General features: G+C 70.2%; 10 protein-coding genes. 5 read left to right on the top strand and 5 right to left on the bottom strand.

The features are described 5' to 3' along the window. The first annotated feature begins 132 nt into the window (after positions 1 to 132). The 3 genes from AB0M73_RS49215 to AB0M73_RS49205 are packed head-to-tail and all read left to right on the top strand — an operon-like array spanning position 133 to position 2,605. Positions 133 to 690 (top strand): RNA polymerase sigma factor, encoded by a 558-nt coding sequence (locus AB0M73_RS49215; RefSeq protein WP_363907050.1) that lies wholly within the window; start codon positions 133 to 135, stop codon positions 688 to 690. Next, complete coding sequence (locus tag AB0M73_RS49210; protein WP_363907048.1) at positions 680 to 1,744, top strand: CU044_5270 family protein; 1,065 nt, start codon at positions 680 to 682, stop codon at positions 1,742 to 1,744. The genes AB0M73_RS49215 and AB0M73_RS49210 overlap by 11 nt, the downstream gene beginning before the upstream one ends. 9 nt (positions 1,745 to 1,753) lie before the next feature. Next, the gene (locus AB0M73_RS49205) at positions 1,754 to 2,605 is read left to right on the top strand and encodes a phosphotransferase (RefSeq protein WP_363907046.1); all 852 of its coding nucleotides are present in this window, start codon (positions 1,754 to 1,756) and stop codon (positions 2,603 to 2,605) included. Here the strand turns inward: AB0M73_RS49205 and AB0M73_RS49200 are convergent. Genes AB0M73_RS49200 through AB0M73_RS49180 form a run of 5 tightly spaced genes read right to left on the bottom strand, consistent with a single transcriptional unit; the run spans position 2,588 to position 7,078 of the window. Next, complete coding sequence (locus AB0M73_RS49200) at positions 2,588 to 3,022, bottom strand: nuclear transport factor 2 family protein (protein WP_043715876.1); 435 nt, start codon at positions 3,020 to 3,022, stop codon at positions 2,588 to 2,590. The two genes, AB0M73_RS49205 and AB0M73_RS49200, sit on opposite strands and share 18 nt — an antisense overlap. Continuing rightward, the gene (locus AB0M73_RS49195) at positions 3,019 to 3,894 is read right to left on the bottom strand and encodes a TIGR03619 family F420-dependent LLM class oxidoreductase (protein WP_363907044.1); all 876 of its coding nucleotides are present in this window, start codon (positions 3,892 to 3,894) and stop codon (positions 3,019 to 3,021) included. Before AB0M73_RS49195 ends, AB0M73_RS49200 begins: the two co-directional genes overlap by 4 nt. Next, positions 3,891 to 5,054: a thiolase domain-containing protein gene (locus AB0M73_RS49190; protein WP_363907042.1), complete on the bottom strand. Its 1,164-nt coding sequence runs from the start codon at positions 5,052 to 5,054 to the stop codon at positions 3,891 to 3,893. The genes AB0M73_RS49195 and AB0M73_RS49190 overlap by 4 nt, the downstream gene beginning before the upstream one ends. Next, positions 5,054 to 6,106 carry a thiolase domain-containing protein gene (locus tag AB0M73_RS49185; protein ID WP_363907040.1) on the bottom strand — a complete coding sequence of 351 codons (1,053 nt, stop codon included), beginning with the start codon at positions 6,104 to 6,106 and terminating at the stop codon, positions 5,054 to 5,056. The genes AB0M73_RS49190 and AB0M73_RS49185 overlap by 1 nt, the downstream gene beginning before the upstream one ends. Positions 6,107 to 6,115: 9 nt before the next feature. Then, positions 6,116 to 7,078, bottom strand: a complete 963-nt coding sequence (locus tag AB0M73_RS49180; RefSeq protein WP_363907039.1) for an OB-fold domain-containing protein — start codon at positions 7,076 to 7,078, stop codon at positions 6,116 to 6,118. 41 nt (positions 7,079 to 7,119) lie between these two features. Here AB0M73_RS49180 and AB0M73_RS49175 point away from each other — a divergent pair, with 41 nt between their 5' ends. Both AB0M73_RS49175 and AB0M73_RS49170 read left to right on the top strand, forming a co-directional pair. After that, on the top strand, positions 7,120 to 8,178 hold the full coding sequence (locus tag AB0M73_RS49175; RefSeq protein WP_363907037.1) for an LLM class F420-dependent oxidoreductase: 1,059 nt from the start codon (positions 7,120 to 7,122) through the stop codon (positions 8,176 to 8,178). Between the two features lie 5 nt (positions 8,179 to 8,183). Next, complete coding sequence (locus tag AB0M73_RS49170; RefSeq protein WP_363907035.1) at positions 8,184 to 9,728, top strand: acyl-CoA synthetase; 1,545 nt, start codon at positions 8,184 to 8,186, stop codon at positions 9,726 to 9,728. Positions 9,729 to 9,803 lie beyond the last annotated feature (75 nt).

Here is a 9,803-nt window from a genome sequence, read left to right as displayed (position 1 = left end):
TGAGCCACTCACGTGCGCTCTGGGCTCCCTACGTGAGTGGCTCAGGTGGCCGTGGTGGCGAAATGAGCCACTCACGTGCCTGTTCTACTGGGGCGTGAACACGAGTGGGGGCAGCGACCAAGTAGAGATGTGATGACAGCAATCGACGAGGCGGCGCCACCAGGCAGCCTCGCGGATTTCGAGCAGCTGTTCGAGGCGCACGCCGACGATCTGCACCGCTACCTGGGCAGACTCGTGGGCGGCGTGGCCGACGACCTGGTCGCCGACACGTTCGTCGCCGCCCTCAAGGGCCGCGACGGCTTCGACCCGGCCCGGGCCTCGGCCCGCGCCTGGCTGTTCGGGATCGCCAACAACCTCGCCCGCAACCACCTGCGTCGACGTCAGCGTGAGCACGCGGCCACGGCCCGGCTCGCCGACGCCTCCCGGGCCGAGAGCCACGAGAACCGCGTCGTCGAGCAGGTGGACGCGCAGCTGCGCGCCCGCCGGCTGGCCACCGCCATCGCCGAGCTGGACGACGCCGACCGCGATGTGCTGCTGCTCACCAGCTGGGCCGGCATGGACTCGAACGAGATCGCGGAGGCGCTCGGCGTGCCGGCCGGCACCGTGCGATCCCGCCTGCACCGTGTGCGCCGACACCTGCGCGTGGCCGCGCCTCAGATTGATCTTGGGGGTACCGAGGATGTGGACTGACAGCGAGCTCGACCAGGCCCTGGCCGACCAGCCGGCCGGCCCCGCCTTCAGCCCGGAGGCACGGGCCCGTGTGCTGGCCGCCCTGCGTGCGGCCGACGCCGCCCCGGCGACGACCAGGCGCACCGGCAAGGCCTGGTGGCTGGCCGCCGCGGCGGCGGTCGCGGTGGCCACCGGCGTCTCGGCGACCTTTCTCACCGGCGGTCCGGCCCCGCAGGCCAGCGCCGCGGCAGTGCAGAGCCTCGAACAGGCGTCCACGGTAGTCGGCGACGTGCACGTCGGCTCCGGCCAGTACTACTACACCGCCTCCCACGACTGGAGCCTCGGCGCGGCCCAGACCCGCACCGGCAAGCACCTGGACGCGATGGAGGAGAACGTCAACGAGGAGTGGATCCCGGCCAACCGCGCCGACGACTGGCTGCGCCGCAGCGGCTACACCGGCCGCCACACCTGGATCGTCGGCAGCGACGAGCTGGTCAAGGCCGAGGGCGACGGCGGCCTGTTCGAGTCGACCAAGGTGTCCGAGCAGCGCGGGGCCTGCGGCGACTGGGGCGGCCGGCAGACGCCCGAGCTGGGCGGTTCGCCGGACGACGGCAGGCCGTGCGACCAGCGGATCGGGAACTTCTACGAGCCGACGCCGCGGTTCATCGCCCAGATGCCGACGGATCCGGCCCAGTTGTACGACAAGCTGCTCACCGCCGCCCACGGTGACAAGTCCACCGTGCTGAAGGAGGCCGCCGGCGTCCTGGTGTCGGCCGACGCCGACCACACCGTCCGGTCCACTGTGTACAAGGCGCTGATGTTGGTGCCCGGCCTGGACGTCACCGACAACGCGGCCAATCTGGACGGTCAGCGCGGGGTGGCCCTCGGGGTGTCCAACGGCACCCTGCGGCAGGAGATCGTGATCGACCCGGGCACCGGACGCTACATCGGCGACCGGCTCACGCTCGTGGTCGACGGCAGCGAGTACTGGGCCGGCGTGAAGGCCGGCAGCGTCGTCGAGTTCACCTCGGTGCGGATCGGCGTGGCCGAGAAAATCGGTGTCGCGCCTCGGTAATCTGTTTTCATGGTGACGGAGCGACTCACGCGGGCGATCGGCGGGCCGGTCGCCCGCGTGATGCCGTTCGTCGGTCGGGGTTATACGCCGGCGCGGCGGATGATCGTGGAACTGGCCGACGGCAGCACGGTCTTCGCCAAGCAGGGCGTGAACGAGTACACGGCCGGGGAGCTGCGCCGCGAGCACGAGAACTACCTGCGGCTGCACGGATCCTTCATGCCGCGGCTGCGGGGCTGGGACGACGACGGCGGTCTTGAGCCGATCCTCGTGCTGGAAGACCTGTCCGGCGCGCACTGGCCGCCGCCGTGGCGGCTGGACCAGGTGCGCAAGGTGCTGGACACCATCACGGCGATCGCCGAGCAGCCGGTCCCGGACGACATGCCGGCCCTGATGGTGGAATGGGTCGGTGGTGGCTGGAATGCCGTCGCCGAGGACCCGGAACCCTTTCTGTCGCTGGGCATGTGCACGGATCGATGGCTGGACCGGGCGCTGCCGGCACTGACCGCGGCCGCCGAATCGGCGCGGTTGAAGGGCCATTCCGTGCTGCACCTGGACGTGCGCAGCGACAACCTCTGTTTTTCCGGCGACCGCACGGTGTTGGTCGACTGGAATCACGCCTGCCTGGCCAATCCGGAGATCGACCGGGCGTTCTTCCTGCCCAGCATGCACGCCGAGGGCGGGCCCGCGCCGGAGGAGGTCGCGACGATCGATCCCGCCATGGTCGCGGTCGTGGCCGGGTTCTTCGCCTGCCGGGCCGGGTTGCCGCCGGTGCCGGACGCGCCGGGGGTGCGACCGATCCAGCGAAAGCAGCTGGAAGTCGCGCTGCCGTGGGCGATCCGGGCGCTAGGCCTTGGGGCGTAGCGTCTTCATCGCCCGTTCCATCTCCCAGTGCGCACGGACCGACTTGACCAGGCCGTCCTCGTTGATGCGATAGACGAACACGCCGTCGGTGTCCATGATGTTGTTGCCCGGCAGGTGAATCGTGATGGTGCCGACGTTGGCGCACTCCAGGCCGTTGGCGTACGAGTCGGTCATGGTGAAGTCGAAGCCCTCGGCCAGCGCGATCGCCTTGTCCCAGAACGCCGCGATGGCCTCGTGCCCGTGATGGCCCACGCCCTCGGGATCGAACGGGGACGGCCCTACGGGATCCTCCACGCTGCCGTCCAGGGCGAACAACGAGATCCACTTCTCCTTCTCGCCGGCCACCACGGCCTCCATGGACCGCCAGGAGGCCATCCGTGCCGGGTGCTCGACCTTGGACGCCCGCCAGTCGATCATGCCGTCACCTTCTCGATCACCTCGTGCTGGAAGCGCCGCAGCGCGTCCTGCTTCGCGGCCAGCTCGCCGTCGAAGCCGACGCCGTAGAGCAGCCACGGCATCACGATGGCGTCGGTGACGCCGGCCCCGGCCAGGTCCTGGTAGCCGTCGACGCCGAACTTGTCGATCGACACCGCCTGGATCTCGAACGGCTCGTCGGCCCGCCCGTACTCCTCGCGCAGCTCGCCCAGCCGGCCGACGATCTGGCCCAGGTCGCCGAACTTGATCATCGCCGAGGTCCAGCCGTCGCCGATGCGGGCGGCCCGGCGCAACCCGGCCTCGGTGTGCCCGCCGACATAGAACGGCACCGGTTGCCGAGGCGTCGGACTCATCTGGAGCCGGTCGAAGTCGTAGTACTTGCCGTGGTACTCGACCATGCCGCCGCCGAGGATCAGCTTGAGCACCTCGATCATCTCGTCGCTGCGCGGCCCGCGGTGCGCGTATTCCGTTCCGCACCAAGCGAATTCCTCCGGCGACCAGCCGAGGCCGACGCCGAGCCCGAACCGGTCGCCGGTCAGCGCGGCCACCGAGCCGACCTGGCGCGCCAGCAGCACGGGGTTGCGGGAGCCGAGCTTGAGCACCTGGGTGTAGAACCGGATCGTGGTGGTGCCGGCGCCCATCGCCGCCGCCGCGATCAGCGGGTCGGCCCACGGCGTCTCGGCGTTCCAGAACCGCGAACCGTCCGGAGTGTACGGATAGTCGGCCGACACCTTTTCCGACCAGAACAGGGAATCCGGCAGCGCGATGGACGCGAAGCCGCACTCCTCGGCCGTCTTGGCCAGCTCGACCAGCTGGTCGAGCGGGTTCATGGCAATCGCCAGCGTGAACTTCACCGCGCACCCGGCCTTTCCGATCCGACCACCCAGAGCGAGAAGTACTGCGAGCCGCCGCCGTAGGCGTGGCCGAGAGCGACCCGGGCCCCGTCGACCTGGTGATCGCCGGCCCGGCCTAGCACCTGCATGGCGGCCTCGGCGTAGCGGAGCAGGCCCGAGGCGCCGATCGGGTTGGACGACAGCACGCCGCCCGACGGGTTCACCGGCAGCCGGCCGCCGATCGCGGTCTCGCCGGCCTCGGTGAACTTCCAGCCCTGCCCCTCCTCGGTGAAACCGAGATTCTCCAACCACATCGGCTCGAACCAGGAGAACGGCACGTAGATCTCGGCGACGTCCACTTCGGACACCGGATCCTTGATGCCGGCCTGCTTCCACAGCGCCGCCGCCGCGTTCTTGCCGGCCTGCGGGCTCACCTGGTCCCGCCCGGCGAACGTCGTGGGCTCGGTGCGCATGGCCGTGGCATGGATCCACGCCGCCGGGCGGCCCTTGGCCGTCTGCTCGTCGGCGATCACCACCGCGGCCGCGCCGTCCGAGGACGGGCACGTCTCGTCGTAGCGGATCGGGTCCCACAGCATCTTCGACGCCTGCACCGATTCCACCGTGATGTCGGCCTGCTGGAGATGCGCGTACGGATTGAGCGCGCCGTTGCGGCGGTCCTTGGCCGCGACGATCGCGCCGATGTGGTTCGGTGCGCCGGAACGCCGGATGTAGGACCGGACGTGCGGCGCGAAGTAGCCGCCCGCGCCCGCGCCGACCGGCATGTGGAACGGCGGCATGACCGACAGCGCCCACATGGCGTTGGACTCGGACTGCTTCTCGAACGCCACCGCCAGCACCCGGCGGTGCACGCCGGACTGCACCAGGCTGGCCGCGACATTGCCGGTCGAGCCGCCGACCGAACCGGCGGTGTGCACGCGCAGCAACGGTTTCCCGGTGGCGCCCAACGCGTCGGCGAGGAACAGCTCGGGCATCATGACGCCCTCGAACAGGTCCGGCGCCTTGCCCAGGACCACCGCGTCGATGTCCGCCCAGTCCGTGCCGGCGTCGGCCATCGCGCGGTCGATCGCCTCCCGGCACAGGCCGGCCATGGACACGTCCAGCCGTTTGGCGGTGTGATGCGTCTGGCCGGTCCCGATCACGGCCGCGAGTTGCCCGCCCATCAGCGTCCTTCCAGCACACACACGAGGTTCTGTTGCAGCAGCGGGCCGCTGGTGGCGTGGGCCAGGGCCTTGTCGGCCCGGCCGGCGCTGATCTCGGCGGCCGCGGCGCCGATGCGGATCAGGCCGGCGGCGAACATGGGGTGCCCGGCCAGCACGCCGCCCGAGGGGTTCACCCGCACCTCCTCGCCGAGCCCGAGTGCCTGGCGCAGCAGGATGTCCTGATGCGTGAAGGGCGCGTGCAGCTCGGCCACCTGGACGCCGTCCACGCCGGCGGCCTTGGCCGCCGCGATCGTCGACGGCGAGGTGGTGAGATCGCGCGCGCCGATCAGGGGAGTGTCGACCCGGTGCTCGAAACCGGTGATCCACGCCGGCCGCTCGCTGAGCTCACGGGCCTTGTCGCCCGAGGCCAGGATGATCGCCGCCGCGCCGTCGGTGATCGGCGCGCAATCGTGTGCGCGCAACGGATCGGCCAGGTACGGCTGTTTGACCAGCTCCTCGGCGGTCGTCTGGCCGGACAGCTGGGCGTCCGGATTGGACAGTGCCGCGCGGCGGCTGCTCGCCGCCACCTCGGCCATGTCCGCCTCGGTCCACAATCCGGCGTCGATGCCCAGCCGCGCCTGCAATCCCGCCACACCGACGGAATCCGGCCACAGCGGCGTCGTCAGGTACGGGTCCATCTGCATGGCCATGATCCGCCGCAGCTCGCCGGCCGAGGACTTGCCGAAGCCGTACACCAGCGCGGTCTCCACCTCGCCGGTGCGGATCTTCACCCACGCCTCGTACAGCGCCCACGCGGCGTCCATCTCCACGTGCGACTCCATGATCGGCGGGAACGCGCCGATCGCGTCCACCGCCGCGATGAATGAGAACGCCCGCCCGGCAAGGTAGTCCGACGATCCCGAGCACCAGAAGCCGATGTCCTGTTTGGACAGGCCGGCGTCGGCGAGCAGCCGGTGGAACACCGGAACCAGCATCTCGACGCCGTTGGTGGTGCCGGGTGTGCGGCGCACGTTCGGCGCCTGCGCGAAGCCGACGACCGCCACCTCGCTCACGAGGGCCTCCTACAGGTGCTGGCTGAAGGTTTCATAAGCCGCGTCCGGCTCCCCGGTCGGCTCGAAGTGATCGATGTTCTCCAGCGTGGTGCCCCACTGGTCGCGCGGCCGCCAATTCGCCCGCACCCGCATGCCCATGCGGACCTCGCTGGCCTCGCAGCCCAACACGAGGTGCAGGAACGGAATGTCCGCGCCTTCCAACAGGATGTACGCGGCGACGTACGGCGGCTTGATCCGCTGGCCCAGGAACGGCACGTTGACCACGCAGAACGTCGTCACGATGCCGTGGTCGGGCAGCTCGATCTCGTCCTCGGTCGGCACGCCGTCGGTGGGGCAGGAGCCGCGCGGCGGAATGTAGACCTTGTCGCAGGCCGGGCAGCGCTGGCCGACCAGCTTGCCCTCGGCGAGCCCACGCAGGTACCGGCTTTCCTCCGGCGACGCCGTGTGCTGGTAGGTGAGATGGATCGGCGTCGTCACCATGGTGACGGGATCGCCCTCGCCGGGCGCACGTTCGGTCGGCTCCACGTCCAGCGGCTCGAAGCACTCGATGTCACGGATGCTGCCGACCGGCTCGGCGGCCCAGCGGACGCGGACTCGCATGCCGGTGCTCATCCGGTCCGGCGAAGCGGCGTCGACGGCGTGCAGCAGACCCGTGTCCGCGCCGTCGAGCTTGACCAGGGCCCAGGCGAAGGGGTGCTGGAGTGGTTGCCCGGCAAGCGGTTGCGCGATCCAGGACCACGTCTGCACGACGCCTTCCGTGCCCACGTCGACGAACTCGGTGAGCTTCTCGGCGGTCACCGGGTCGTATTCGGCCGGCGGCACCAGAACCCGGCCGTCCGAGCCGCGGATGCCGGCGATCGTGTGCGCACGCAGCCCCGTGGCGAACCGGCCCAGCACCGGCCCGAGCGAGCGGGTGTAGTCGAACCCCACGTTCAGCGGGGCGCTCAACGGTTCCGAGCTGATCGTCACCATCGAAGTGAAACACGTTCTCGTTTTTGCGGCAAGATGAAGGCATGAGGCTTGGACTGCAACTCGGCTACTGGACCCCGGTGCCGGCCCCCGACACGCCCGAACTGGTCGCCGCGGCCGAGCGCTTCGGCTTCGACTCCGTCTTCGCCGCCGAGGCGTGGGGCTCGGACGCCTTCACCCCGCTGGCGTGGTGGGGTTCTCGCACGTCAAGGCTGCGGCTGGGGACCTCGGTCGCCCAGCTGTCGGCGCGCACGCCGGCCGCCTGCGCCATGCACGCGCTCACCTTGGACCGGCTCAGCGGCGGCCGTTTCATCCTCGGTCTGGGCGTGTCCGGGCCGCAGGTGGTCGAGGGCTGGTACGGGCAGCCGTTCGCCCAGCCGCTGGCCCGGACCAGGGAATACGTGTCGATCGTGCGGCAGGTGCTGGCCCGCGAGGCGCCGGTCGTGAACAACGGGCGGCACTATCCGCTGCCGTACCAGGGGCCCGGAGCGCTGGGGCTGGGCAAGCCGTTGAAGCCGATCGCCCATCCGCTGCGGCCGGACGTGCCGATCATGCTTGGCGCCGAGGGGCCGAAGAACGTGGCGATGACCGCGGAGATCGCCGACGGCTGGCTGGCGATCTACTACACGCCGCGGCTGGCCGATATGTACAACGAGTGGCTGGACGAGGGCTTCGCGCGGGCGGGGGCGCGGCGGTCGCGCGAGGACTTCGAGATCGTCGCGAGCTGCCAGATCGTGCTCACCGACGACCGAGCCGCGGCCATTCGGGCGATGAAGCCGGTGCTGGCGCTGTACATCGGCGGCATGGGCGCGTCCGACATGAACTTCCACGCCGACGTGTTCGCCCGCATGGGCTATCCCGAGCAGGTCGAGGCGATCGGCCGGCTGTTCCGGGCCGGGCGCAAGGAAGAGGCCGCCGCCGAGGTGCCGGATGCCCTGGTCGAGGACGTTGCGCTGATCGGCGATGTCGAACAGGTGCGGGCCCAGGTGGCGGAGATGGAACGGGCCGGCGTGACCACCCTGTTGGTCGGCTGTGGCAGCGTCGAGCAGATCGAGCAGCTGTCCTCGGCCCTTGTCGTCGAAGTGGAACACGTTCTAGATTGAGGCGTATGACGGCGCCTGGACTGTGGAACATCGCGGCTGCGGAACCCGGGTTGACGGCTGTCGTCGACCCCGACGGCGGAGAGGTCGGCTACGGGGCCCTGGCCGCCGCGGCGGACCGGTACGGGAGGGGGCTGCAGGCCATGGGCCTGCGCCCCGGCGACAGTATCGTCGTGCTGCTGCCCAACGGGTCCGATCTGATGGCGATGTACTTCGCCGCCATGCAGACCGGGCTGTACATCGTGCCGGTGAACTGGCACCTGATCGGACCGGAAATCGCTTACCTGGTCGCCGACTCCGGGGCCAAGGCCTTCGTCACCTCCTCCCGGTTCGCCGACAACGCCGTGATCGCGGGGGAGTCGCTGGGCCCCGAGGCGCGGTTCTCGGTCGGCGAGATCCCCGGCTTCCGCCCGCTGGCGGAACTCGGGGCCGACGAACCCGTTGGACGGCCCGATATTCGCACTGCCGGCGCGCCGATGCTCTACACCTCCGGCACCACCGGCCGTCCCAAGGGCGTCCGGAGGGCCCTGACCGGCGCCGACCCCGACGCCGTGCCCGCCGCCGGCATCTGGTTCTTCGGCATCTTCGACCTCAAGCCGTTCGACGGCCACGTGCACCTGTGCGGCTCGCCGCTCTACCACACGGCCGTGCTGAACTTCGTGGCCCTGTCCATCCAGTTCGGACACACGTCGGTGCTGATGGACCGTTGGGACGCAGCGGAAATGCTCCGTCTGATCGAGAAGCACCGTGTCACGCACTCTCACATGGTGCCGACCCAGTTCCGCCGTCTGCTGGCGCTGCCCGAGGATGTGCGGTCGTCGTTCGACGTCTCCTCGCTGCGCGCGGCCATCCACGGCGCGGCGCCGTGCCCGCTTGAGGTGAAGCGCCGGATGATCGAGTGGTGGGGACCGGTCGTCACCGAGTACTACGCCGCCACCGAGGGTGGCGGCACCGTGATCACCGCGACCGACTGGCTGCGCAAGCCCGGCTCGGTCGGGCTGCCCTGGCCCGGCTCGGTGGTCAAGGTCCTCGACGACGACGGCGCCGAGCTGCCGCCCGGCGAGATCGGCACCGTGTACATGCGGATGGGCGCGTCCACCTTCGAGTACCACCGGGACAAGGCCAAGACCGACGCCGGCCGCGTCCGCGACCTGTTCACCCTCGGCGACGTCGGCTATCTGGACGAGGACGGCTACCTCTTCCTCCGCGACCGCAAGGCCGACATGATCATCTCCGGCGGCGTGAACGTCTACCCGGCCGAGATCGAGGGCGAACTCGCCTGCCACCCCAAGGTCGCCGACGTCGCCGTGTTCGGCATCCCCCACTCCGACTGGGGCGAGGAGATCAAGGCCGTCGTGCAGCCGATCGACGGCGTCTCCGGCGACGCCGCGCTGACCGAGGAGCTGTTGGCCTTCGCCTCCTCGCGCCTGGCCAAGTTCAAGCTGCCGCGCACCATCGACTACGTTCCCGAGCTGCCCCGCGACCCCAATGGCAAGCTCTACAAGCGCCGCCTCCGCGACCCCTACTGGGAAGGTCACGAACGGGCCATCTGAACCCCCGCGAGTCACGCTCTCGGAACCGCCGAAATACGGTTTCGGGCAGAACTGAGCCTTCAGGTTCAGTTCTGC

The organism is Kutzneria sp. NPDC051319, from assembly GCF_040682195.1.
GTDB lineage: Bacteria > Actinomycetota > Actinomycetes > Mycobacteriales > Pseudonocardiaceae > Kutzneria.
Note: the sequence above shows the minus strand (reverse complement) of the source record. Positions and strands in the feature narration are given on the sequence as shown.

Bases quoted from the DNA above. Each gene is read 5' to 3' on its own strand.
- AB0M73_RS49200 (WP_043715876.1), bottom strand. From the start codon at position 3,022: ATGATCGACTGGCGGGCGTCCAAGGTCGAGCACCCGGCACGGATGGCC.
- AB0M73_RS49215 (WP_363907050.1), top strand. From the start codon at position 133: ATGACAGCAATCGACGAGGCGGCGCCACCAGGCAGCCTCGCGGATTTC.
- AB0M73_RS49210 (WP_363907048.1), top strand. From the start codon at position 680: ATGTGGACTGACAGCGAGCTCGACCAGGCCCTGGCCGACCAGCCGGCC.
- AB0M73_RS49190 (WP_363907042.1), bottom strand. From the start codon at position 5,054: ATGGGCGGGCAACTCGCGGCCGTGATCGGGACCGGCCAGACGCATCAC.
- AB0M73_RS49170 (WP_363907035.1), top strand. From the start codon at position 8,184: ATGACGGCGCCTGGACTGTGGAACATCGCGGCTGCGGAACCCGGGTTG.
- AB0M73_RS49205 (WP_363907046.1), top strand. From the start codon at position 1,754: ATGGTGACGGAGCGACTCACGCGGGCGATCGGCGGGCCGGTCGCCCGC.
- AB0M73_RS49175 (WP_363907037.1), top strand. From the start codon at position 7,120: ATGAGGCTTGGACTGCAACTCGGCTACTGGACCCCGGTGCCGGCCCCC.
- AB0M73_RS49180 (WP_363907039.1), bottom strand. From the start codon at position 7,078: ATGGTGACGATCAGCTCGGAACCGTTGAGCGCCCCGCTGAACGTGGGG.